Consider the following 23,467-nt stretch of genomic DNA (forward strand, 5'->3'; position numbering starts at 1 on the left):
GACAGTTTGGAGTTCTCGGCAACCATTTAGGTTCACCGTGAGCGCCAAGTTTCCAAGGACGTTTACCCTAAAAGCTATAATAAATGGGGTCAACAGCAAAAAGAGGAAGAAGTCGTGCTCGAAGCCTATCGTAAACACGTCGCAGAGCGTGCTGCAGAGGGAGTTGTACCTAAACCCCTAAATGTAGAACAAGTCACCGGTCTGGTTGAATTATTAAAAGCGCCACCTGCTGGCGAAGAAGCATTTATCCTAGACCTTTTAGAAAATCGCATTCCCCCTGGTGTTGATGAATCTGCTTATGTAAAAGCGGGCTTCTTGGCGGCGATCACCCGCGGTGAAGAATTATCACCCCTTGTAGACCCAACAAAAGCGGCTCAGCTTTTAGGTACTATGCAAGGTGGTTACAACATCGAGCCTCTTGTCAGCTTACTTGATAACGATGCATTAGCAGCAACAGCCGTTGAAGCCTTGTCTCATACTCTATTAATGTTCGATGCGTTTTATGATGTCGAAGAAAAAGCGAAAGCTGGAAATGAGTTTGCTAAACAAGTTATGAATTCTTGGGCAGAAGCCGAATGGTTCTTATCGAAACCTGCGCTGCAAGAAAAAATCACGTTAACCGTATTTAAAGTAACAGGTGAAACGAATACAGATGATCTGTCACCTGCTCCTGATGCATGGTCTCGTCCAGATATTCCAGTTCATGCGTTAGCCATGCTTAAAAATGAACGTGAAGGAATTGAGCCTAATCAACATGGTTCAATCGGTCCTATCAAGCAAATTGAAGCCCTTCAAACGAAAGGCCACCAATTGGTTTATGTGGGTGATGTTGTCGGTACCGGTTCTTCGCGTAAATCAGCAACAAACTCAGTATTGTGGTTTATGGGTGATGATATCCCATTCGTGCCTAATAAACGTGCGGGCGGCTATGTACTTGGTGGTAAAATTGCCCCAATTTTCTTCAATACAATGGAAGATGCCGGTGCATTGCCAATTGAAGTTGATGTCACCAAACTAAACATGGGTGATGTTATCGATGTTTACCCATTTGAAGGCAAAGTTTGCAATCATGATACAGGTGAAGAATTAGCTCAATTTGAACTAAAAACAGACGTATTAATTGATGAAGTTCGTGCTGGTGGTCGTATTCCATTGATCATCGGTCGTGGTTTAACAGACCGTGCTCGTGAAGCGCTAGGTCTTGAACCATCAACGGTATTCCGTCGTCCAGTTCCTGTTGCTGACAGTGATAAAGGTTTCACATTAGCACAGAAAATGGTCGGTAAAGCATGTGGTGTTGAAGGTATTCGCCCAGGAACTTACTGTGAGCCGAAAATGGCGACAGTGGGTTCTCAAGATACCACTGGTCCTATGACTCGTGACGAGCTCAAAGATTTAGCTTGTCTTGGTTTCTCTGCTGATTTAGTCATGCAGTCTTTCTGTCATACCTCTGCTTATCCAAAACCAATCGATGTTAACACTCACCATACTTTGCCTGATTTTATTATGAATCGTGGTGGGGTGGCATTACGTCCAGGTGATGGTGTAATCCACTCGTGGTTAAACCGTATGCTATTACCTGATACCGTTGGTACTGGTGGTGACTCGCATACTCGTTTCCCATTAGGTATTTCTTTCCCTGCTGGTTCTGGTTTAGTGGCATTCGCTGCGGCAACAGGTGTTATGCCGTTGGATATGCCAGAGTCAGTTCTGGTTCGATTTAAAGGCGAAATGCAACCGGGTATTACGCTACGTGATTTAGTTCATGCGATTCCGTATTACGGTATTCAGCAAGGCTTATTAACCGTAGAAAAAGCCGGTAAAATTAATGAATTCTCTGGTCGTGTTCTTGAAATTGAAGGGGTTGAACACCTTTCTGTTGAACAGGCTTTTGAGTTATCAGATGCATCAGCAGAGCGAAGTGCTGCGGGTTGTACCGTTAAGCTTTCAGAAGAGTCAATTTCTGAATACTTGAACTCAAATATCACCATGTTGAAGTGGATGATTTCTGAAGGTTATGGCGATCGTCGTACCATTGAACGCCGTATTCAAGCTATGGAATCTTGGTTAGCTAATCCAGCCTTGATGGAAGCTGATAAAGACGCAGAATATGCGCATGTTATTGAAATCGATCTTGCTGATATCAAAGAGCCTATCTTATGTGCTCCAAATGACCCAGACGACGCTCGTTTATTGTCTGAAGTTCAAGGAACAAGTATTGATGAAGTCTTTATCGGTTCTTGTATGACCAACATTGGACACTTCCGTGCAGCAGGTAAACTGCTAGAGAAGTTCAATGGTCAACTGGATACTCGTCTGTGGATTGCACCACCGACTAAGATGGATAAAGACCAACTTACTGCTGAAGGTTACTACGGTATCTTTGGACGTGCAGGCGTTCGTATTGAAACTCCAGGTTGTTCGCTCTGTATGGGTAACCAAGCTCGAGTTGCTGATGAATCAACAGTTATGTCGACTTCTACACGTAACTTCCCTAACCGTTTAGGTACGGGTGCGAATGTGTACCTTTCTTCAGCTGAACTTGCGGCAGTTGGTGCTATTATCGGTAGAATTCCAACGATGGAAGAGTACTTAGAGTACGCGAAACAGATCGATGCTACGGCTGCTGATACGTATCGTTACTTAAACTTCCATACTATGGATTTCTATACCAATAAAGCGGATTCAGTGATTGTGCAGCAAGCGGTATAAAAGCGGTTAGATACAATCGACTGAAAAATGAGATAAGGAGCTCTTCGTGATGAAGGGCTCTTTTTTTGTGATAAATCGTGTTATTAAAAAATGCAGTGACAGGTTTATTGGACTAGACAAATAAAAAAGTCACCGCGAGGGTGACTTTTTACTTTTGTAATTTGATTTCGCTAATTACTACTTAGTGGAGGATACGCGCGCGCAATGTACCTTCGATTTTTTTCAGTTTCGTCAGTGCTTCTTCTGAACGAGCGGTTTCCACATCAATAACAACATAGCCAAACTCTGGAGAAGTTTGCAGGTATTGTGCTGCGATGTTAATACCTTCTTCAGCAAAAATGGTGTTTATCTGATTTAGAATACCAGGACGGTTTTCGTGAATATGCAGTAAACGAGAACATTCACGTAATTCCGGTAATGATACTTCAGGGAAGTTAACGCTTGATAAGGTTGAACCGTTATCAGAGTATTTTGCAATCTTGCCAGCAACTTCATAACCAATGTTTTCTTGCGCTTCTTGAGTTGAACCGCCTACGTGTGGCGTTAACAAGACATTATCAAACTTCAATAATGGTGACTCAAATGGGTCAGCATTGGTTTTTGGTTCAACAGGGAACACATCAATGGCCGCGCCACCAATGTGTTTAGACTCAAGTGCAGCTGCTAAAGCATCAATATCAACAACGGTACCACGCGCGGCGTTAATAAAAATCGCACCCGGTTTCATTGCTGCAAATTCAGCTTCGCCCATCATGTTTTTCGTTCCTGCGGTTTCAGGTACATGAAGAGAAATGACATCCGATTGATTCAATAGTTCTGTCATTGATGCTATCTGAGTGGCGTTACCTAACGACAATTTATTTTCTACATCGTAGTAGAAAACTTGCATACCTAAGTTTTCAGCGACAATACCTAATTGGGTACCGATGTGACCGTAACCAATGATACCAAGTTTTTTTCCACGAGCTTCTACACTGTTGTCGGCACTTTTTTTCCAAACACCACGGTGAGCAAGGGCATTCTTTTCAGGGATACCACGGAGAAGTAATAAGATTTCACCAAGAACAAGTTCGGCTACACTACGTGTGTTTGAAAATGGGGCGTTAAATACAGGTACACCACGTTTTGCCGCTGCTTTTAGATCAACTTGGTTTGTACCAATACAGAAACAGCCAATACCAACGAGTTTTTTCGCTGCATTGATGACTTTTTCAGATAAGTTAGTACGTGAACGAATACCAACAAAGTGAGCATCAGAAATTGATTTTAGAAGCTGTTCTTCATCAATTGAGCCTTTATGGTATTCGATATTGGTGTAACCGGCAGCTTGAAGGGTTTCAACGGCAGAGCTGTGAAGGCCTTCAAGGAGCAAAATTTTAATTTTATCTTTTTCTAGTGATACTTTGGCCATTATTCTCGTCCTTAATTATGCAAAAGGAGGACAAACGAGTCATATGGGCTGCTTACTGTGTAAATTTTACATTTTAGCAACACGCAAACGTTTTCCTCATGCGTATTCTGTGCGACAAATTAACAAAAAAAAATCTTTTTGGGTAAGAAAATTATGTCATAAGCCATAATTTTTTTACGATATGTAATAAAACGGCACGGAATGGTACCGTTTGTTAAGAAATAACACTAACTACGAACCAAAATAGAGACTTATTCTTCTATTTTTGTTCCCTGAGGAGTGCCTGTAATCACTACATCTGCGCCACGATGAGCAAACAGCCCATTTGTGACAACACCAGGAATATTATTTAGAGTGGCTTCAAATTCTTTCGGAGCAGTAATTGCTAAGTCATGAACATCAATAATGATGTTGCCATTATCGGTAATGACACCTTCTCGATAAACAGGGGTGCCGCCTAATTGAGAAAGTTGACGAGAGACTTGCTCACGAGCCATCGGGATAACTTCAACAGGGAGGGGGAATTTTCCTAAAACATCGACAGCTTTGGTGCCATCAACAATACAAACAAATTTGTCAGAAATAGCGGCGACAATTTTTTCACGAGTTAAAGCTGCACCACCGCCTTTAATCATGTCTCGTTCAGGATTGATTTCATCGGCGCCATCGATATACACATCGAGTTTCTCAATGTCATTACAATCGTAAACGGTAATACCGAACGCTTTTAATTTTTCAGTTGATACGATGGAACTGGATACCGCACCTTTTATGTCATCTTTAATCGACCCAAGTGCATCGATAAAATGATTTACGGTTGAACCTGTGCCAACACCAATAATGCCGCCTTTAACCACATACTTTAATGCAGCCCAACCCGCTTCTTTTTTCATCTCATCTTGAGTCATGTTCATCTCCGGAACGATTACATTGATAAATAATTCGCGGCGATTATAGCGTTATTTTTGAGCTAATCCCAAGTCCATATTTTGCTTGGTGTTATTATTTTTGGTAATGGTATATCCCATGTTTCATTTGGTAAGGCATCGACTCGCTGACAATCATGAGCTAAACCAATCGGTGTTGCTCCAATACCTGTTTTAAACCAAGTAGATAGCGTTCGATCGTAATATCCGCCACCCATCCCCAATCGTTGTCCTTTTGTGTCAAAAGCCACCAATGGGGTAAAAATAATATCGAGCTGATCAACGGGAATAATCAGATCTTTTTTTAGTTTTGGTTCAGAAATTTTATAACGGTTTAACGTCATTTCAGTATTGGGTTGATAACGCAAAAAGAGAAGGTTACCGGAAGAGAAAGGATGAATCACAGGCAGATAAACGGATTTGTTTTGTTGCCAGAGCTGTTTTATTAGCGGGAGCGTATCGAGTTCACCATCGGAAGATAGATAAATAGCGATATGTTGTGCATTTTGAAGCTCAGCTAACGTGTTGGCTTGTTCAACTAAATCAGCGCTAGCTTGTTGCTGGAGTGCAGAAGAAAGTAACCGACGTTGAGTTCGAATCGTCTTACGAACGTATTGTCTTGAATGAAGAGTCATGTGGAATACCCCAAAGTGCCGTTGAGAATTAATGGCCCTTGAACCAGCGAGTTCAAGGCGGGTCAGCAAGAACCACCTCAGGCTTCTCGGTACTAGCCGAGCTTGCACAATAGCGATTGAATACTAACCCTTGGATGTTGCTTATCGGCTCGGGGACGTAAATCCTCTGACGAACACCCCAGGGTAAAATTTAATTCTAGTTCAAATGACCAAAGTGTTAGGCTTCGGCAGTTTTGCTCAACGCCTGTTCTAGAGACTCGGTAAGTTTTTCGAGCCTATCGACGAATTCTGATTGATTGTTTTCTTTTTCGCCTTTCAACGTCTGTAACTCATAGCTTATGTTTAGAGCCATAATAGTCATAAGATTGAGTTCATTGTTTACTTTTGTTCGCTCTGCCATTTCTTTTAGTCGTTGATCTAAATCTTGCGCAGCCTTTATCAACGACTCTTCTTGCCCTGAAGGACAATTGACCCGAGTGAGTTTTCCTAAGATTTCAACGTCTACTACTTGAGTGCTCATGAGTTAACCATCGTTTTTTTAACCTATGTCAGCAATGATACTATCGTCACTGTAAGAAGGAAACTATAGGTAAAGGGCTCGTAAGATTCAAGTGTTTCCCGTGATGGATGCTGAAATGCTAAATCAACTACTCAAAACTTAGACAATTCATCAACTCCCGAGGATAATTTATCGCTTTTATCGTTTCGACAACCCTATATCAGTGGTAGGATTAATTTAATTTTTAAGATGATAGAGCTAACCACCATGAGTGATAAACCAAGCGAAATTAAACTTCCTGAGTACCAATCTTTTTCAAATGATTTAAAAGCTGCAATGTTGGCTGTGACTCCGGCGGAAGTTCAAGGGTTGCTCTTAGGTATGTTAAGCGGTGGTTTAGATGTTGAAGACAAAAGCTGGCAGCCACTGTTATTTGACTATACAAACGATGGATTAGCATGGCCTATTGCTGTTCAAAAGAAAACAGAGCAGTTGCTGCGTTTCTCTCAACAAGAACTGATTGATACGGATATGGCGCTAACACTATTGCTTCCCGATGGCGAAGGAAAAGAAGGATTGTTTGAGCGAAGTGATGCGGTTGCTGAGCTGGTAAATCATATAATATCAGGCATTGGTCTAATTGGACTCGACCTTCGTAAACTGACTACCGAAGGTAAAGAGGCAATTAGCGATCTTGAAGAAATAGCCAAATTAGGCATTGATGAAGATGATGACCTCCCTGAGCAAGCACTATTATTGGAGCAGGTTATTGAGCATATTAAAGTCTGTGTCCTGACCTTACATGCCGATCATGGTTTTGTAGCGAAACCAAATGCTAAAGCGCCGACAGTGCACTAAGCACTCATTAGGGAACTATTTTAAGGTAATGAATAGATGACTATAGAATCGAGAGATTTTGATGTCGTTATAGCTGGTGGTGCAATGACTGGTGCGACGTTAGCCTTAATATTATCCAACGCTATGGGTGATAAGGTGTCGATTGCGGTAGTGGAACCTTATCTAGCCGAGAGCTCCGAACATCCTGGGTTTGACTCTCGATCGATCGCTTTATCATTTGGCACCGTAGAAATCTTAAAGCGTTTTTTTTTATGGGATGAATTAGCGGTTGCCGCGACTCCCATTGAACATATCAGCGTTACCGATCAAGGTCATGCAGGAATGACTGAAATTACAGCTCAAGAGCACCACCTTAGTGCGTTAGGCTATGTGGTTGAATTGGCTGATGTTGGTAAGATTTACGCTAATATGCTTAAGGAATCCAGCTCGATAACGTTTTTTTCACAGAAGCGAATTATTGATGTTCAGCGTTCAATTGATTCTGTTGCGATCACATTGGATGATGATTGCGTTATTAATAGTAAGCTCTTGGTTGCTGCCGATGGTGCTCAGTCAGATAGCAGCAAGCAGATTGGTTTAGCTTTAGACGAACATGACTTTAATCAGGTTGCCGTGATTGCAAATATTGGCTTGTCTGAAGATCACAATGGACGAGCGTTTGAACGCTTTACTCAATCAGGTCCATTAGCATTGTTGCCCATGAGTCAGAATCGAATGTCGTTGGTTTGGTGTGTGTCCCCTGATCGCGCTGATGAGTTAATGCAGTCAGAGGATTCATTGTTTCTTGAGCAACTACAGAGTCAATTTGGGTGGCGCTTAGGTGCATTGAAAAAAGTCGGACAACGCTCGAGTTACCCCTTGGTGCTACGCTCTCGACCGCAGACAATATCACATCGTTTTGCTGCTGTTGGGAATGCTGCACAAACCTTACATCCTATTGCTGGTCAGGGATTTAATCTTGGAATTCGAGATGTATCAACCTTAGTTGAATGTTTACAGGCACAAGTCTCTCAAGATAATCAATTGGGTATAGACTTAGATTTGGGCAAATACCAAGGGCTCGAACAATATCGTCAGCGCCGAGAGCAAGATCGAGAGCTTACGATAACAATGACTTCTTCTCTGGTTCATCTATTCTCAAATACTTGGTGGCCAACAGTTGTTGGGCGTAATCTAGGATTGATGGCATTCGATACACTTCCTGCGGTAAAAGCTCCCTTATTTAAGCGCACACTGGGCTTAGTCTCTCGTTGATAAAGGTAACAATATAATGCAAAGTTTTGATATAGCGATTGTTGGTGGCGGTATGGTGGGGTTGACGCTTGCCGCTGCATTAAGTGAAACGGATTTACGTATCGCGATTATCGAAAGTCATACCCCTAAATCAACGATGAGCGATTCGATTGATTTGCGCGTTTCGGCGTTGAATCGCTCTAGTGAAAAAATTCTGCGTCATATTGGTGCTTGGAATGGCATTGTTGAGCGCCGTGCTGCCCCTTACCAAGGGATGCGTGTCTGGGAGCAAGACAGTTTTGCTTCTATTGAGTTTGACGCGCAGATGATAGCTCAAAATAACCTTGGCCATATTGTCGAGAATCGTGTGATTCAATTATCTTTACTTGATCGAGTGACACAGCAGTCAAACGTGACCTTGTTTATGCCAAACCAATGTCAAACAATGGCGACAGGTGAGAGTGAAGTGTGGCTGACTCTGGATAATGGGGCGTCACTGACCGCAAAACTCGTCGTTGGAGCTGACGGTGCAAACTCATGGGTCAGAAAGCAAAGTGATATTCCATTGACTCATTGGGATTATGGTCATAATGCGATCGTGGCCAATATAAAGACGGTAGAACCCCATCAAGGGATTGCACGTCAGATATTTACACCGCAAGGCCCATTGGCATTCTTGCCTTTAAATGACCCCCATAGCTGTTCGATTGTATGGTCTACAGAACCTGACCGGGCAGATGAGTTGCTTGCACTTTCTGCAGCCGATTTTGAGCGTCATTTAACCGTGGAGTTTGATAATCAACTTGGTCTAACGACCTTGCTTGGTGAACGTGCCGTCGTGCCTTTAAAAATGCGTTTTGCTAGAGATTTTACTCGTGAAAGAATTGCCTTAGTTGGAGATGCTGCACACACCGTTCATCCTTTAGCAGGTCAAGGGGTTAACCTTGGCTTACTGGATGCGGCCTCATTGGCTCAAGAACTGATCCTCGTCTGGCAACAAGGAAAGGACGTTGGTGTACGACGTAACTTACGTTCATACGAGCGTTGGCGTAAAGCAGAAGCGGCAAAAATGGTTGCTTCAATGCAAGGGTTTAAAGAGCTGTTCTCTGGTGAAAACCCTGCTAAAAAGTTGATTCGAGGCGTGGGGATGTCGTTATTTGATCATTTAAGTGGTCCTAAGCATCACGTTATAAAGCGAGCACTTGGACTTGAAGGTGAACTGCCAGATATAGCCGTTGATTAATTTAGATAAATTAGTCGGTCTGCGTATAAAATATAAGAGGTTTATTGGTTGCTTAAAAGTGGTCTTACGTTGAGTACAACTTAGACTCAATGACCACTTTTAGAGCATTAATTATGTTAAGCCGTTGTTGTTAAGCTACTGCACAACGGAGTTTGCTGATTTCGAGATTGATTTCTTTTACGGTTTGGTAGTGAAGTTGCTGTGCTTCTTCAGGGAGAAGCAATTTACCGTAATTAAAATCGAATTTACCGACGCCATAAATATAAATAGAACCTTTAAAAAATCGAGAAATATGTTTAGCAATCATACTTGGTGTATATCGCTTGAACTGTCTCATACTCATAACTGTTCCTTCTCTTGTTATTATCTAATTAGTATAGACGTCAGATTTAGTATATGAGGGATGTCTGATGAAAAATGTTACCTTTTACGCCATCAATCTATAACTATGTGCACCAAACTACATATTTGGCTATTTATTTCTATAAATTTAAACTATTTGTTGATTGTTTAATTCAATTGTTGTCACGAACATTGTGTAGAAATTAGCGGGATACACCTCAACGTTCTTTTATTGTTAATATCGTAATATCAACAAATTACAGTTTTATTATAGTAAAAACCCACCAGGTTTTCTGGTGGGTAAATAATCATAGTGGAATGAATATTACAGTCATTTAGTTGCTGAATTTTTCTAGAATGCGAAATCCACTTTCACATAATACGTTCGACCAACTTCAGTGTCTTCGTAGTCTTGGTCAGATTCATCTAAACGCTCATCGGTAAGATTTGTGATACCTGTTTTGACGGTGAAATTGTTATTGATATCGTATGATCCACCAATTGAGAATATGGAATATGGGTCAAGCGACTCATCGCTACTATCTTTCTGTTTTCCTGTGTAATTAACACCAGCAAATAATGCAAGACTGTCTGAAGCGACCCAGTTTAAGTTGATATTGGCCAACCATTCTGGTGTATACGATATGTCACTGTCATTGGACTTATCTATGGCGCTGGTATAAGTCGCATTAGACACGAGAGAGATGCTTTCTGATACATCGAATTCGCCTTCAAGTTCGATACCTTTCGTTTCAACACTTTCGAAGTTTTCGTATTGAATAATGGTTGCACCATAATTGCTGTATGGATCGGTATCTCTATCGATTAAGTTCTTAACATCATTAAAGAATAAAGTACCCTGGACGTAACCTCGATTGGCATAATACATAGTAGAAAATTCGTATGTTTTTGAGGTTTGTGGTTTAAGGTCTGGGTTGCCGATCAATGTACAGTCTCCTCCACAACTCACGAGCCCAAAATCTTCAGATGATTGGAAGATAGTCGGCGCTTTAAACCCTTCACCGTAGCCACCCTTAAACGTAAAATTATCGATACCGTTATAAACAAAATAAACCCTTGGGCTAAAGTCATTTCCATATTGGTTGTTGTGGGTTATTCGTCCACTTACCGTTGCTGTTAGATCATCACTAATTGAATACTCGTCTTGTGCGTAAATGGCAGTTTGAGTTATGGAGCGATCGGCTGTGTAGTCGCGTTGGTTATCCACACTGGTGTAAAAAACTTGTCCTCCAATCGAGATAAGTTGGTTGTCATAATCAGTTAATTCAAATCGACCATCAAAAGTGTGGTTACTTTGTACCATATCAGCTTCATCAACGAGGGGGTGAGCGTTGTTTTCATGAACCTTAGAGTTTTCGTAGAAGTAAGAGAAGTCCGATTCACCCCAATCCCAATTGCGACTGTGCCCAAGAGTTGAGGTGAGCTTTTCACTATCGTAGAAATTTACACTTGTGGAGTTGCTGGAACTGGTATAGCTGTATTCTGTTCTGTCATCGTCGGCGAACGCGAGATCAAAATAAATTTCATCTCGGTCTGTCGGTAACCATGTTAAAGCTGCTCGGATGGCTTTTTGTTCTTGTTCTGCTTGGGGAGTGAAGTCATCTCCTGCATTGTCAGGGAACCAAGCATCTTGTTTGCTCACATCGACTGAAAGGGTATACATAAGTACATTAGGGATAATGGACCCAGTAATAAATGCATTACCATCCTTCAACTCGCCATCAGCATTAGAAACCAAACTATGAGCATTGTTGTCATCTGGAGTGCTATAAGTGAATCCTCCCGATACATGGGTTTCTTCGTCTGGCTTTTTCAAAATAATATTAACCACGCCTCCAATAGCTTCACTACCATAGAGTGAAGACATTGGGCCTCGAACGACTTCAATTTGCTCAATCGAATTGAGTGGAATACTCGATAAATCAAACGATGCTCCACGAATAACGGTTTCACTGGAGCTAGTACGTCGTCCATTGACCAAAATTAAGGTGTAGTTACCATTTGAGGAGTTTTGGTTGTGAAGGCCGCGAATAATGATTTTATTTTCGCTCCCTGTACTTTTGGATATGTGGACACCAGCAACGCTCTCCAGTGCTGTCGTAATATCTGTAGCAGGAAGCTTATTGATTTCCTCGCTAGTGATTACAGAAATCGAAGCGGGGGCATCTTTAATGGAAGTCTCGTGCTGCGCTGCAGTTACAACCATAACGTCCATATCGTGGTTACCTTCATTTGCAAAGCTGGATAAAGGTGTTGTCGATGAGAGCGCTATCGCCACTGCAAGGCTTAATTTTGATGATGTCATGGTAATCCCTTATTAGATTGAATCTTTATTTTTATTGGTAAAAAGTGTTGTTAAACCCTGCACCAACATAACTCGCCAGCTAAAGTAGTCGTGACCACCCGGTGCTTCTTGAAAAGTGGTTGTATACCCTTTTTCTAATAACGCTTTATAGAGTTGTCTGTTGGTGTCTAGGATGTTTTTTGAGGCAGGCTCTATTTCGAATAAACCAGCATTTAGGTAAATGTGAATAGGCTTGTTGGGTTCGGATCGAATGAGATCAGCCATCCAATTGTTGGTTGACTCTGAGGAGGTATCCGACTGAGGTGCCCACCAGAAAGAACCTGATTGACTAAGTACATTGCCAAATTTCTCGGGATGTTGAAATGCGATGTGCATTGAGGCTAAACCGCCATAACTTGAACCCGATAAAATCGTGTCTTCTGCATTCGGGCAAATTGTCTGTTGATCACAAAGCCATGGCATAAACTCTAAGGCTAGAAAATCGGAATACGCTTTATTGGGAGTAAGTTCTTTTCCTCTCATGCTGGGGAGCGGAGTGTTGATAAACACGGCGCGCATCGGTGGCACGATATTTTTCGCGATCAAATTGTCCAGAATGATAGGTGTTGGTACTTTATCTAGATAAGCGTCGCCATCAAACAGAATTAAAAGTGGCGCATTACTTTCAATCGGATAGAGACTATTGGGCTGGTAAATACTCACTTTTCGAGGGAGTGAGTTTTCGTTGCCATTATAGATAAAATCAGTGACTGACCCTTTGGGGTTATTAATATCATTGACGAAATTGTCGTTGATGTTATGAGAGAGTGTTAGCGTTGAAGCCGATCCAAATAAATTATCACCTTCACCAAAGTTTGGGTTAGGGTTTAATCGATCGGGCTGGGCGGTTGCAAGTACAGCCCTTCTTTGTTCTCTGTTTTTACTGTCAATGAGTTGGGGAACATTAGGCGCGATTTGATATGACAGCCGAGTGTCTGGCGGGACTTCAAATGAATGGAACCAAATACCACTGTTACCCAACTGTCTTAGATGTTCATGACCACTATAGGGAGCGCCGAGTAATCTAACGTTATTGGCGATACCTTTATAAAGAAAGGTCACAATGGCATTGCCATTTTCTTTGTATTCAACCAGCGGTGCTCCACCTCTGGTTTTTAACTGCAGCCAAAAACCTTGTTCAGCTTTACTTGTATCTTGATTGAGTTGTTTTTCCGTCTTCATAAGAAGAGGACTAATGATGGGGATATCTGGTGAGAGATATTGGTTGTTTTTTAATGCTAACTCATTAAGGCGCAATTCAATATTTACAGGAGTTTGTTTAACGCTGGTAAATTCAAATTGGTAGTCATCAGGTTGCTCGATGAACCAAAAAATCTCCACCTCTTTGCTTGGTGAACCAATAAGAGTCTTTACTATCTTTCCTTGTGAATTTCGGATATTTACTTTGGCCAAAGTAGAGTCACTGCGAATATATCCTCGTAAATAGCGAGGTTGGTCGACAGGGATTACGACGGATTCTTTCTGATTCGCATCGAAATGATGGGTCTGATCGAGTGTTAATGTCATTGCGTTTGTGTGTCCTACCCAAGTTGCAATCAATGCTGCTAATACAATCCATTTCATTGGAATTAAAATTTCCTGTAATGATATTTATTCGCATTTATGGTAAGTTTATTTTTCGAGGTGTGACAGCATATTCACTTATGCAAAATCACCATGTTGTTATGAGAAATTGGCAGGTTCCTATGACGAAAAAATTCAAGTCATCGCTTCAAAGAAGTGCATTGATACACTGGGATAATACTGAAAAGAGACAGGTACTTGTCTCTGACAGTCCTAACTCACCAAAAGAACTCGTTGTAGGTCAACTTATTCAATATAAAGTGAAAAACAGTTTCTCTCTAAGTGGCGGAACGTCAACGGAATTGGCCGATTATCAGGTTGTTTCGACAGCTAAAAAATCCGTAATTTTGGTTATTTTGCTGGAAGGAAAGTTGGATATTAGCTATGACGATCTTCGATTTGTATTTGATGCCAGTACAGGGCCAACAGGTGTCGTGGTAAACCTGACAAAACCCGCTATTTTCAGGCGGATTATCGAGAAAGGTAATCATGTTACTAAGCTAAACATTGTTATACCTATAGACTGGGTCGAAGATCGCATTGAATCTGGATCAAATGTTGAAACCTTTATTAATCAACACATGGCAAACTGTAGGTTAAATTTGACTGACAGGTTAATGGCGTTGACTTTAGAGATTATTCACCAACGTTCCCCCAAGGGTATCTTGGAGAAAATGGCACTAGAAACATTAGGTTATCAGTTTCTTTTTGAGATTTTTGAACAGATTGGAATTAACGATAACGTGGCATTTAGTGGGGTAAAAACAACAACAGAGATGGGTGTAAAAGATCGGAAAGGGGGGCGTTCATTGGATGAATTAGTCTCGTATATTGAAGTTAACTTAGATCGGACGTTGCCGGGGAAAGAACTGGCTCATTACAGTGCAATGAGTGAGTCCAACTTGCAGAGAAAGTTTAAAAGCAAATTAGGCTGCAGTATTCAAAGTTATATTCGACGTAGAAGGTTGGAAATCGCTCGTCAGCATCTAGAGCGTGGGACTGCCAGCGTGACAGAAGTGGCTTATAACGCAGGTTATCGACACCCTTCAAATTTTACCAATGCCTTTAAGAAAGCGTTCGGGTATCCACCAGCTGTATCGGCAAACCGAGCAAACTAAGGGAAAATCGACTATTTCCCCTTAGCTGTCTTGTTGTTTGCTAAGAATCGTTATTCTTCATCGAGAGAGTATGGCAGTGCTTCAATTTTCCAAATGGCATCCAGCTCTTCGCTTAGTCGAAGTTGAGTCGTTGCTTCTAAATTATTAGGCAATATGATGAGCCCTGTCGCGTGATTATCATTGAATTGGAAACTGGTTAATAACGTGCCTGCTGAGCGCCAATTTTCTCCAACTGAACGTTCCAAGTTAATGTTATCTGCATTCGACCTTGGTCCGCTAACTCGATACATTGCTCGTTTGTTGGTACCTCTGTATTTTGCTCGCGCAACGGTTTCTTGGCCTGTATAGCACCCTTTCGTAAATGAGATACCACCTAACGCATGTAAGTTTAGCGCTTGCGGAATATGTTGAGCTTGTTCCGCTTGAGTTAATACAGGGTAGTTTTCGATAATATTAAGTAATGTCCATAATGAATCATCACAGATGGGTGCAGAAAACTGCTCAGAAAAAGCTTGTGCGTTTTGTGGGCTAAACATAAGCAGCCAACGTTGATTGGAAATCTTTACAGCACTACCGCCTTCAATGCGACGAACATCCCCAGTTTGATCAGGAGTTAGCTTATCCATATAGCTCTGTACATCTTTTCCAATGAGCCCAAGGCAGATATCACTACCTTGTTTTAATTCAACTTTTGAGAAGATCGCGTACTTTTTAAGTTCTTTTAGTTCAGTTTCGATAGCCGATAAAGGCTGAAACAACGCAACCTCATCGTTATGATGGAAAAGAGTAAATACCGACCACATTTTTCCCTTGGCATCGCAATGAGCACCTAAGCTAACGTGTTCCGCGGTTAATGCTTTGACATCACAGGTGACCTGTCCTTGAAGAAATGTTGTTGAATCCTCGCCACTTAATGAGATGTACCCCCATGATGAGAGAGGTGAGAGCGCCAGAGAAGGAAGGTCTTCATTGCTAGCGATTGAAGTGTGGGTAACATCGTTGTATCCGGTCATAATTATTGTCCAACAAATCTATTTCCACCTATGTTAAAGCGGATCGCAAATTTTGTCAGCAGCTACCGTTGTGTGATTGAGCCACTAGTTGGATTTGTTCTCCCTTGTTACACTAATGAACTCATAAACATAACTGGGGATAGAGAATGTATTCAAACCAAGAGAAAGCTCGAATCAAGTGGGCGTGTCGCCGTGGAATGTTGGAACTTGATGTTGTTATCATGCCTTTCTTTGAAGAGTGTTTTGATTCTCTAGATGAATCTGAGCAAAAAGATTTTGTTTCTTTGTTGACGTGTGATGATCCAGATTTATTTTCTTGGATAATGCAACACACTAGAAGTGATAACTTGGCTCATGCTTCCATGGTGGATAAAATCGTTGCTCATAACCTCAGTAAAGTCCGTTAAACTCTACTGTCGGCCTTCTATTCTTGCCTCTTTAGTTGAATTCTCCGTTGTGATGTTTGCTTTAGAGGTAATATGGTTATCCTCTCTTTACGCTGTTGTTCAATTGTTTTGTTCTTTCACGATTATTCGTTGGTTCCAGTCAACATCTATCCTTAGTGCTGAATTGCGCGGTGAAGTCACTTATCAAACAGATGGGACGCTAAATACGTTCGCGGGAAAAGCGCGACCAATTACATTGTTCTCAACACGGTATTCAGCTGTATTTTTAAGTATAACGTGTGGCTCAGATAGGTATTTACTGTGGCGTGATAGTTGTAAAGAGTCGGATTATCGATGGATTATTTTTAATGAAAAACGGAGGCGTTCAGCCCCCGTCGAACATTGAATATATTAATTGAATCTATTAGTAGTCTTTTGGATCGAGAACCGTAGGGCCACTATTTTCAAGTTGATCTGGGTAATCGAGAGTATAATGTAACCCTCGGCTTTCTTTCCGCTGCATAGCACAACGTACCATCAACTCCGCAACCTGTAGTAGATTGCGCATTTCAATTAAGTTATTAGAAACTCTAAAGTTACTGTAATAATCGTGCGTTTCTTGTTTCAGTAGATCGATGCGGCGTAGTGCACGCTCCAGGCGTTTGTCTGTGCGGACGATACCCATGTAATCCCACATAAACAAGCGTAATTCATGCCAGTTATGTTGAATAATCACTTCTTCATCTGAGTTACCAACTTGGCTTTCATCCCAGGCTGGTAAGCCGCTAGCTAATGTAGATTGCGGAAGTGTTTTTAGTAGCTCTTGAGAAGCCGAACGAGCATATACAACACACTCTAGCAGTGAGTTAGAAGCCATACGGTTTGCACCATGAAGTCCGGTGTAACTTACTTCGCCAATGGCATAAAGCTGTTTTAGATCAGTGCGACCATTTTGATCGACCATAACACCACCACAGGTGTAGTGTGCTGCTGGGACAATCGGGATAGGCTCTTTCGTTATATCAATGCCCAGTTCAAGTAGTCGGGAATTGATCGTTGGGAAATGTTTCTCAATAAAGTCTGCCGGTTTATGACTGATATCGATGTACATGCAGTCTGCACCGAGGCGTTTCATTTCATAATCTATTGCTCTCGCGACGACATCACGTGGGGCCAATTCACCTCGCTCATCAAAATCCTTCATAAAGCGAGAGCCATCGGGACGGATTAAGTGGGCACCCTCGCCACGTAATGCTTCAGTTAGAAGGAAATTACGAGCTTCTGGGTGGAATAAGCAAGTTGGATGGAATTGATTGAATTCGAGGTTTGCGACACGACAACCCGCGCGCCATGCCATCGCCACACCATCGCCAGAAGAGACGTCAGGATTCGATGTGTATTGGTAAACTTTTGATGATCCCCCGGTAGCTAAAACAACCGATTTGGCACAGATGGTTTCAACATGCTCATCATTGCGGTTCCAAACATACGCACCAATGACTTTATTCGCATCACCACCTATTTTATCTTCAGTAATTAGATCGAGTGCATTGTGGCGCTCTAGTACTGTGATATTAGGGTGGTATTTCACATTGTCTTGTAATGAGTTCTGCATTGCCATACCCGTGGCATCGGCAGCATGGAGAATTCGTCGATGGCTGTGTCCACCTTCGCGGGTTAAATGATATTTCGGGTTTGTTTCTTTACTATCTTCATCAAGATCAAAAGGCACACCGCCATCGATAAGCCACTGGACTGATTGCTTGGCATTCTCAGCAATATAACGTACCGATGCTTCGTCACAGATTCCGGCTCCAGCGACCAATGTATCTTGCACATGGGATTCAACACTGTCCGATTCATCGAATACTGCGGCAATACCACCTTGAGCGTAAAAGGTAGAACCTTCACTCCAAGGCCCTTTACTAAGGACAATGACGTTGCATTTTTTTGCGATATGCAGGGCTAATGTAAGTCCTGCTGCACCACTACCAATCACTAGTACATCACATTGATGTTCTTGATTTGTGCTCATAACTCGTGTATTTCCTGATGATGTATGGAACGGTTAAGCCTAGAACGACGCAGTGTCTATCTTAACTCTGTTAAGCTCGAAGACTGAATCATAATTTTGTCACGTATTTGTAAAAATATAAACACGATATGTCGCGTTAGTCTATTAGACTTACTGACAATAAAACCATGAGTTTACTGTGTTTACTTGTTTATTTTCATTGCTGTTATTGGGGAGCAATTGTTCATTATTCTTTAAGTGGGATTGATATTCGAACTATCTGGACGCATATTTACCGTACAACATAATATTCATGAAATATCATTGATTTATATTCAATCTCAAAATGTGAGAAAAAATAATAAATCTTGGGAACTTAAACGACTCGACCCAGTCTCACTATAGTGCTCGTGGTAGCAGTGGTGTCAATACTATTTTTGCAGTATTAATATCCATATCTGAGAAGGTAAGGGAGAAACAATAGGAGTAGGCGCTCTAATGAACGAGCCGTTAACTGATCAAGTATTGATTGAGCGAGTTCAGAGTGGGGATAAGCAAGCATTTAATCTATTGGTCTCTAAGTACCAAAATAAGGTTTGCAATCTTATTTCCCGATATGTGAGCAATTCAGGTGATATCCCAGATGTCGCACAAGAGACCTTTATTAAGGCATATAGAGCGTTACCTTCTTTCCGAGGAGAGAGTGCATTTTATACTTGGCTATATCGAATTGCTGTGAATACCGCGAAAAATTATCTTGTAGCGCAAGGACGACGTCCTCCTTCAAGTGATATCGATGCAGAAGATGCAGAAAATTATGAAAGTGGTGGTGCGCTTAAAGAAATATCGAACCCAGAGAACATTTCGCTGTCGAATGAATTGAAGCAGGCTGTGTTTTCAGCGATAGGCTTACTACCAGAAGATTTAAAAACCGCAATGACATTAAGAGAGCTCGAAGGTTTGAGTTACGAAGATATTGCTGCGGTCATGGATTGTCCCGTTGGAACTGTTCGCTCTCGTATATTTAGAGCTCGTGAAGCAGTTGAAAAGCACATAGCTCCGCTTTTATAACCTAATTAAAGGTCGATATTATGGTGAATAAAATGGCTGATGAAGAAAAACTTTCAGCACTCATGGATGGAGAGTTGGTCGATACCGCTTTTATTAGTGAATTGACTCAGGGTTCAGAAAGTCAGAAAACTTGGCGTCATTATCACCTAATCGGTGATGTGATGCGTGGTGATGAGCCTAAACAAGAATGGAATATTGCTGATAGCGTCGCTCTTGCATTGGAAGATGAAGAGCCACATACGCGTTTTTCTCAGTCGGTTGAACCCGATGTAAATGTTGTACCGATAGAGTCTCAACCTAAACCGCAACAAGCTCGCAGACGTTTACCTAGTTGGTTATCCCATCTTGGTCAGGTGTCGATTGCTGCAAGTGTCTGTTTAGTCGTGGTCTTAGGCATTCAACAAAGTAGCACTCAAGAGGCGACTGCTAATCAACAGGTTGCCCCAGTGTTGCAGACGGTACCATTGGCTGGCATTGCTGAGCCTGTGAGCTTGACTCGTGAATCTGTAGAGAAGCAGACTACAACGGACAATACAGCTCAAGACCAGCGCCGTCGAGTGAATGCTTTACTTCAGGATTATGAGCTACAATTGCGTTTAAATAGTGATGCAGCTGTTCCTTCATCTAGTCATCAAGAGTCTATTACTGAATGAATAAATTACTGATCAGTGTCGTTGCGCTGTTCAGTTTGGGTAACTCTTCCGCCTTTGCTGAATCAATGCCAGCAAAGGCGTTGTTACTTGATATGAACCAAGCCAGTCATCAGCTCTCGTATGAGCTTTCCTATATTTTTATTCAAAAAAATGGCATTGAGCCACTACTTTACCGCTACTCGGCAGATGAAAAAGCCAACCTAGCTCACCTTATTTATTTAAGTGGTCCAGTCAGAGAAGTCATCAAACGCAATGATGAAGTTAGCTATATTGAACCAGGGAATGAACCTTATACGGTAAAGTCAAATTCCATGGTGGCACCAATATTTCCCTTATTGAATTCTAACGTTGAAAGGTTGAGTCAGTTTTACGATTTCGTCAATATTGGTCGAGGTCGTGAAGCGGGTGCGGCTTGCCAAGTAATACGAGTTGTACCTAAAGATGGTTTACGTTATTCATATGTCTTATGGGTGAGTGAACAAAACAAGTTGCCACTTAGAGCAGACTTAGTTGATCGCGATGGGGAAGTGCTCGAGCAATTCCGTACGATTTCTTATAATGTGAATGAGCAATTACCTCAATTAATGTCTGGTTTGAATACGGCAGAACTTCCTGCGGTATTATCTCTACCGAGTAATGAATTGAAAGATGCAACGTGGTCAGTTGAATGGTTACCAAATGGATTTGTATCTAAAGAGCTTAGTCGGTATCGTATGGCTATGGTCGAGAAAGAAGTGGAAAATCAATTGTTCTCAGATGGCCTATTTAATTTTTCAGTTTATGTATCTGAGTTAGATGATACATCACTACACGATCAGTTAATTCGTCAGGGAAGGCGGACATTGCTTAGTGTGGTAAAAGGAACCAGTGAAGTCTCAGTTATAGGCGATATTCCACCGTCAACTGCGAAACGAGTGGCTGAGTCGGTTACTTTTAACACGCCTTAATATAGAGAGTGGAACTATGATGACTGCACTTGCAACGGTAACGGGCGTAACCCCTTTGGATAATGGTTACCACGTTGATTTGAGCTGCCAACAACAGACAAGTTGTAGCGGCTGTGCCTCGTCAAAAAGCTGTAGTACTGGCGTTGTTTCAAAAGCGATGGGGAACAAGTTATTACGTTGGAGTTTAACCACCGACTCTGTTGTGACCCCTGGCCAACTGATCGAGATCGGGTTCCCTGAAAAAAGTTTACTTCAATCGGCTTCGCTAATTTATTTATTGCCTTTATTTGCGTTATTGCTAGGCGCTGCGGTTGGGGATATCTGGTTAGCGCCGATGTTAAGTGGTGGTGAAGGTGTCGTGATTGTCACCGCAGTATTGTTTACTACCGCCGCTATTTGGCTTGCTAAGCCTTTGACAAAACGTCTAGAACTGCAAACAAAGGATCAAGTCGTTATTGTTAGAATTCTCGGAGAACCGGTTGGTTTGTGAGTTAGCACCGAATTTTTGATGCGAATTTGGTTGAAATTGGGTAGAATCGGCCAACTTGATTTGAATGTACTGCCCAACTGCGTCATTCATTTTCTCCTTTTACCTTTAGAGCTAAGTCATTTCAGAATCTATGAAGCACATTCGTAATTTTTCAATTATCGCCCATATCGACCACGGTAAGTCGACTCTATCCGATCGTTTAATTCAAGATTGTGGTGGACTATCTAATCGTGAAATGTCGCAGCAAGTCCTTGATTCTATGGATCTTGAGCGTGAGCGTGGTATCACTATCAAAGCACAAAGCGTAACGCTGGATTATCAAGCTAAAGATGGTGAGACTTATCAACTCAACTTCATTGATACACCAGGACACGTTGACTTTTCTTATGAAGTATCGCGTTCATTAGCGGCCTGTGAAGGGGCGTTATTGGTGGTCGATGCAGCACAAGGTGTAGAGGCTCAAACACTAGCCAACTGCTATACCGCGATTGAAATGAACCTCGAAGTGGTACCAATTTTAAATAAAATTGATTTACCTGCAGCGGATCCAGAGCGTATTTCAGAAGAGATAGAAGATATCGTGGGTATCGATGCGATTGATGCTGTTCGCTGTTCTGCTAAAACCGGTGTTGGAGTCCACGAAGTTCTCGAGCAAATAGTCTCCACCATTCCTGCTCCGGAAGGTGACCCTGAAGCGCCAACACAAGCATTAATTATCGATTCATGGTTTGATAACTATCTTGGCGTCGTCTCTCTTATTCGTGTTAAAAATGGGGCTTTGAAGAAGCACGATAAAATTAAAGTCATGAGCACTGGGCAAGTCTGGGGCATTGACCGTATTGGTATCTTCACGCCTAAACAAATCGATACTGATGGCCTGAATACCGGTGAAGTAGGTTGGGTTGTTTGCGGTATTAAAGACATCCTTGGTGCGCCTGTTGGTGATACATTAACGACTGCTCGAAACAGTTGTGAAGAAGCATTACCGGGCTTCCAGAAGGTGAAACCACAAGTTTACGCTGGTTTGTTCCCAGTTTCATCGGATGACTATGAAAGTTTCCGTGACGCTCTCGGGAAGCTAAGCCTCAATGATGCTTCGATGTTCTATGAGCCAGAAACATCAGCAGCACTTGGTTTTGGTTTCCGTTGTGGCTTCTTGGGTTTACTCCACATGGAGATTATTCAAGAGCGTCTGGAGCGTGAATACGATTTAGACCTGATCACGACTGCACCAACGGTAGTATACGAAGTGATACTCAATAGCGGTGATACCTTGTATGTCGACAGTCCTGCTAAATTACCCGCGGTAAATGATATTGCTGAGATTCGTGAGCCAATATCACGATGTAATATTTTGGTGCCACAAGAGTATTTGGGTAACGTGATTACGCTGTGTGTTGAAAAACGGGGTGTTCAGGTTGATATGGTTTACCACGGTAACCAAGTGGCATTGACTTACGATGTTCCAATGGCGGAAGTGGTGCTCGATTTCTTTGACCGTTTGAAATCAACTTCTCGTGGTTATGCTTCTCTTGATTACTCATTCCAGCATTTTGAAGAATCAGATATGGTTCGTGTAGATGTGTTATTGAATGCTGAGAAAGTTGATGCGTTAGCGATTATTACTCACAAAGACAATGCACAGACTCGTGGTCGTCAGTTGGTCGAGAAGATGAAAGAGTTTATTCCTCGTCAGATGTTTGATATCGCGATTCAAGCGGCGATTGGTAATCACATCATTGCGCGTTCAACAGTAAAACAGCTGCGTAAAAACGTTCTTGCTAAATGTTATGGTGGTGATATCAGCCGTAAGAAAAAGCTGTTGAAGAAGCAGAAAGAAGGTAAGAAACGGATGAAGCAGATTGGTAATGTAGAACTGCCTCAAGAAGCGTTCCTTGCTATTCTTCATGTTGGTAAAGATTAATGATGAGTCTGTTCTAACAAACTCTCGGTGTGATGTTTTGCAA

The 23,467-nt window shown here is 41.9% G+C and carries 20 protein-coding genes and 1 other RNA gene; 11 read left to right on the forward strand and 10 right to left on the reverse strand.

Annotated features, from left to right (window positions below; all coding sequences use genetic code 11):
• Window positions 1-114: 114 nt before the first annotated feature.
• Window positions 115-2,712 (forward strand): bifunctional aconitate hydratase 2/2-methylisocitrate dehydratase, encoded by a 2,598-nt coding sequence (gene acnB / locus ACXJY6_RS14340; RefSeq protein WP_458768722.1) that lies wholly within the window; start codon window positions 115-117, stop codon window positions 2,710-2,712.
• 181 nt (window positions 2,713-2,893) lie between these two features.
• Here the strand turns inward: acnB and serA are convergent, their stop codons facing one another.
• The 5 genes from serA to zapA form a co-directional block, all read right to left on the reverse strand.
• Entirely contained in the window at window positions 2,894-4,123 is a 1,230-nt protein-coding gene (serA, locus tag ACXJY6_RS14345; protein WP_456052116.1) for a phosphoglycerate dehydrogenase, read from the reverse strand.
• Between the two features lie 251 nt (window positions 4,124-4,374).
• On the reverse strand, window positions 4,375-5,031 hold the full coding sequence (rpiA, locus tag ACXJY6_RS14350) for a ribose-5-phosphate isomerase RpiA (RefSeq protein ID WP_456052115.1): 657 nt from the start codon (window positions 5,029-5,031) through the stop codon (window positions 4,375-4,377).
• Window positions 5,032-5,093: 62 nt separating this feature from the next.
• Entirely contained in the window at window positions 5,094-5,684 is a 591-nt protein-coding gene (locus ACXJY6_RS14355; RefSeq protein WP_458768723.1) for a 5-formyltetrahydrofolate cyclo-ligase, read from the reverse strand.
• Window positions 5,685-5,687: 3 nt separating this feature from the next.
• Window positions 5,688-5,872, reverse strand: a non-coding RNA gene (ssrS, locus tag ACXJY6_RS14360) — 6S RNA.
• Window positions 5,873-5,901: 29 nt separating this feature from the next.
• A complete protein-coding gene (gene zapA, locus ACXJY6_RS14365) occupies window positions 5,902-6,204 on the reverse strand; it encodes a cell division protein ZapA (RefSeq protein WP_456052113.1) in 303 nt (100 codons plus the stop codon).
• Between the two features lie 246 nt (window positions 6,205-6,450).
• Here zapA and ACXJY6_RS14370 point away from each other — a divergent pair, with 246 nt between their 5' ends.
• From ACXJY6_RS14370 to ACXJY6_RS14380, 3 genes are read left to right on the forward strand one after another with little or no spacing between them, the layout of a single operon-like run.
• On the forward strand, window positions 6,451-7,041 hold the full coding sequence (locus tag ACXJY6_RS14370) for a UPF0149 family protein (RefSeq protein ID WP_458768724.1): 591 nt from the start codon (window positions 6,451-6,453) through the stop codon (window positions 7,039-7,041).
• 36 nt (window positions 7,042-7,077) lie between these two features.
• Window positions 7,078-8,295, forward strand: coding sequence for a 2-octaprenyl-6-methoxyphenyl hydroxylase (gene ubiH / locus ACXJY6_RS14375; RefSeq protein ID WP_458768725.1), 1,218 nt, complete (start codon window positions 7,078-7,080; stop codon window positions 8,293-8,295).
• Window positions 8,296-8,308: 13 nt separating this feature from the next.
• Window positions 8,309-9,517 carry an FAD-dependent 2-octaprenylphenol hydroxylase gene (locus ACXJY6_RS14380; protein WP_456052171.1) on the forward strand — a complete coding sequence of 403 codons (1,209 nt, stop codon included), beginning with the start codon at window positions 8,309-8,311 and terminating at the stop codon, window positions 9,515-9,517.
• Between the two features lie 130 nt (window positions 9,518-9,647).
• Here ACXJY6_RS14380 and ACXJY6_RS14385 read toward each other — a convergent pair whose 3' ends face one another.
• The 3 genes from ACXJY6_RS14385 to ACXJY6_RS14395 all read right to left on the reverse strand — a co-directional run bounded on the left by ACXJY6_RS14385 (window position 9,648) and on the right by ACXJY6_RS14395 (window position 13,808).
• Window positions 9,648-9,854 (reverse strand): DUF1107 domain-containing protein, encoded by a 207-nt coding sequence (locus tag ACXJY6_RS14385; protein ID WP_456052170.1) that lies wholly within the window; start codon window positions 9,852-9,854, stop codon window positions 9,648-9,650.
• 357 nt (window positions 9,855-10,211) lie between these two features.
• Window positions 10,212-12,185, reverse strand: a complete 1,974-nt coding sequence (locus ACXJY6_RS14390) for a TonB-dependent receptor domain-containing protein (protein ID WP_458768726.1) — start codon at window positions 12,183-12,185, stop codon at window positions 10,212-10,214.
• Between the two features lie 12 nt (window positions 12,186-12,197).
• Window positions 12,198-13,808, reverse strand: coding sequence for an alpha/beta hydrolase-fold protein (locus ACXJY6_RS14395; protein WP_458768727.1), 1,611 nt, complete (start codon window positions 13,806-13,808; stop codon window positions 12,198-12,200).
• A 122-nt stretch (window positions 13,809-13,930) separates the two neighbouring features.
• Between ACXJY6_RS14395 and ACXJY6_RS14400 the strand changes: the two genes are divergently transcribed.
• On the forward strand, window positions 13,931-14,926 hold the full coding sequence (locus ACXJY6_RS14400) for a helix-turn-helix transcriptional regulator (RefSeq protein WP_458768728.1): 996 nt from the start codon (window positions 13,931-13,933) through the stop codon (window positions 14,924-14,926).
• A gap of 50 nt (window positions 14,927-14,976) precedes the next feature.
• Here the strand turns inward: ACXJY6_RS14400 and ygfZ are convergent, their stop codons facing one another.
• The gene (ygfZ, locus tag ACXJY6_RS14405) at window positions 14,977-15,939 is read right to left on the reverse strand and encodes a tRNA-modifying protein YgfZ (RefSeq protein WP_458768729.1); all 963 of its coding nucleotides are present in this window, start codon (window positions 15,937-15,939) and stop codon (window positions 14,977-14,979) included.
• A gap of 146 nt (window positions 15,940-16,085) precedes the next feature.
• Between ygfZ and ACXJY6_RS14410 the strand changes: the two genes are divergently transcribed.
• Window positions 16,086-16,346, forward strand: a complete 261-nt coding sequence (locus ACXJY6_RS14410) for an FAD assembly factor SdhE (protein ID WP_456052106.1) — start codon at window positions 16,086-16,088, stop codon at window positions 16,344-16,346.
• A gap of 403 nt (window positions 16,347-16,749) precedes the next feature.
• Here the strand turns inward: ACXJY6_RS14410 and nadB are convergent, their stop codons facing one another.
• Window positions 16,750-18,360, reverse strand: a complete 1,611-nt coding sequence (nadB, locus tag ACXJY6_RS14415; protein WP_458768730.1) for an L-aspartate oxidase — start codon at window positions 18,358-18,360, stop codon at window positions 16,750-16,752.
• 477 nt (window positions 18,361-18,837) lie between these two features.
• Between nadB and rpoE the strand changes: the two genes are divergently transcribed.
• The 5 genes from rpoE (at window position 18,838) to lepA (ending at window position 23,424) form a co-directional block, all read left to right on the forward strand.
• Window positions 18,838-19,410, forward strand: a complete 573-nt coding sequence (gene rpoE / locus ACXJY6_RS14420; RefSeq protein ID WP_456052104.1) for an RNA polymerase sigma factor RpoE — start codon at window positions 18,838-18,840, stop codon at window positions 19,408-19,410.
• Between the two features lie 32 nt (window positions 19,411-19,442).
• Window positions 19,443-20,063 carry an RseA family anti-sigma factor gene (locus ACXJY6_RS14425; RefSeq protein ID WP_458768731.1) on the forward strand — a complete coding sequence of 207 codons (621 nt, stop codon included), beginning with the start codon at window positions 19,443-19,445 and terminating at the stop codon, window positions 20,061-20,063.
• Entirely contained in the window at window positions 20,060-21,010 is a 951-nt protein-coding gene (rseB, locus tag ACXJY6_RS14430) for a sigma-E factor regulatory protein RseB (RefSeq protein ID WP_458768732.1), read from the forward strand. The genes ACXJY6_RS14425 and rseB overlap by 4 nt, the downstream gene beginning before the upstream one ends.
• A 16-nt stretch (window positions 21,011-21,026) precedes the next feature.
• Complete coding sequence (locus ACXJY6_RS14435) at window positions 21,027-21,500, forward strand: SoxR reducing system RseC family protein (protein ID WP_458768733.1); 474 nt, start codon at window positions 21,027-21,029, stop codon at window positions 21,498-21,500.
• Between the two features lie 130 nt (window positions 21,501-21,630).
• Window positions 21,631-23,424: a translation elongation factor 4 gene (gene lepA / locus ACXJY6_RS14440; protein ID WP_458768734.1), complete on the forward strand. Its 1,794-nt coding sequence runs from the start codon at window positions 21,631-21,633 to the stop codon at window positions 23,422-23,424.
• Window positions 23,425-23,467: the final 43 nt, after the last annotated feature.

It is taken from the genome of Vibrio phycocola (genome assembly GCF_054404255.1).

What these genes read in the sequence shown, in the direction of transcription:
- rpoE (WP_456052104.1), top strand. Translation starts at nt 18,838, where the DNA reads ATGAACGAGCCGTTAACTGATCAAGTATTGATTGAGCGAGTTCAGAGT.
- ACXJY6_RS14400 (WP_458768728.1), top strand. Translation starts at nt 13,931, where the DNA reads ATGACGAAAAAATTCAAGTCATCGCTTCAAAGAAGTGCATTGATACAC.
- ACXJY6_RS14385 (WP_456052170.1), bottom strand. Translation starts at nt 9,854, where the DNA reads ATGAGACAGTTCAAGCGATATACACCAAGTATGATTGCTAAACATATT.
- ACXJY6_RS14425 (WP_458768731.1), top strand. Translation starts at nt 19,443, where the DNA reads ATGGCTGATGAAGAAAAACTTTCAGCACTCATGGATGGAGAGTTGGTC.
- ACXJY6_RS14435 (WP_458768733.1), top strand. Translation starts at nt 21,027, where the DNA reads ATGATGACTGCACTTGCAACGGTAACGGGCGTAACCCCTTTGGATAAT.
- serA (WP_456052116.1), bottom strand. Translation starts at nt 4,123, where the DNA reads ATGGCCAAAGTATCACTAGAAAAAGATAAAATTAAAATTTTGCTCCTT.
- ygfZ (WP_458768729.1), bottom strand. Translation starts at nt 15,939, where the DNA reads ATGACCGGATACAACGATGTTACCCACACTTCAATCGCTAGCAATGAA.
- nadB (WP_458768730.1), bottom strand. Translation starts at nt 18,360, where the DNA reads ATGAGCACAAATCAAGAACATCAATGTGATGTACTAGTGATTGGTAGT.
- rseB (WP_458768732.1), top strand. Translation starts at nt 20,060, where the DNA reads ATGAATAAATTACTGATCAGTGTCGTTGCGCTGTTCAGTTTGGGTAAC.
- ACXJY6_RS14370 (WP_458768724.1), top strand. Translation starts at nt 6,451, where the DNA reads ATGAGTGATAAACCAAGCGAAATTAAACTTCCTGAGTACCAATCTTTT.
- lepA (WP_458768734.1), top strand. Translation starts at nt 21,631, where the DNA reads ATGAAGCACATTCGTAATTTTTCAATTATCGCCCATATCGACCACGGT.
- rpiA (WP_456052115.1), bottom strand. Translation starts at nt 5,031, where the DNA reads ATGACTCAAGATGAGATGAAAAAAGAAGCGGGTTGGGCTGCATTAAAG.
- ACXJY6_RS14390 (WP_458768726.1), bottom strand. Translation starts at nt 12,185, where the DNA reads ATGACATCATCAAAATTAAGCCTTGCAGTGGCGATAGCGCTCTCATCG.
- ACXJY6_RS14355 (WP_458768723.1), bottom strand. Translation starts at nt 5,684, where the DNA reads ATGACTCTTCATTCAAGACAATACGTTCGTAAGACGATTCGAACTCAA.
- ACXJY6_RS14410 (WP_456052106.1), top strand. Translation starts at nt 16,086, where the DNA reads ATGTATTCAAACCAAGAGAAAGCTCGAATCAAGTGGGCGTGTCGCCGT.
- zapA (WP_456052113.1), bottom strand. Translation starts at nt 6,204, where the DNA reads ATGAGCACTCAAGTAGTAGACGTTGAAATCTTAGGAAAACTCACTCGG.
- ubiH (WP_458768725.1), top strand. Translation starts at nt 7,078, where the DNA reads ATGACTATAGAATCGAGAGATTTTGATGTCGTTATAGCTGGTGGTGCA.
- ACXJY6_RS14395 (WP_458768727.1), bottom strand. Translation starts at nt 13,808, where the DNA reads ATGAAATGGATTGTATTAGCAGCATTGATTGCAACTTGGGTAGGACAC.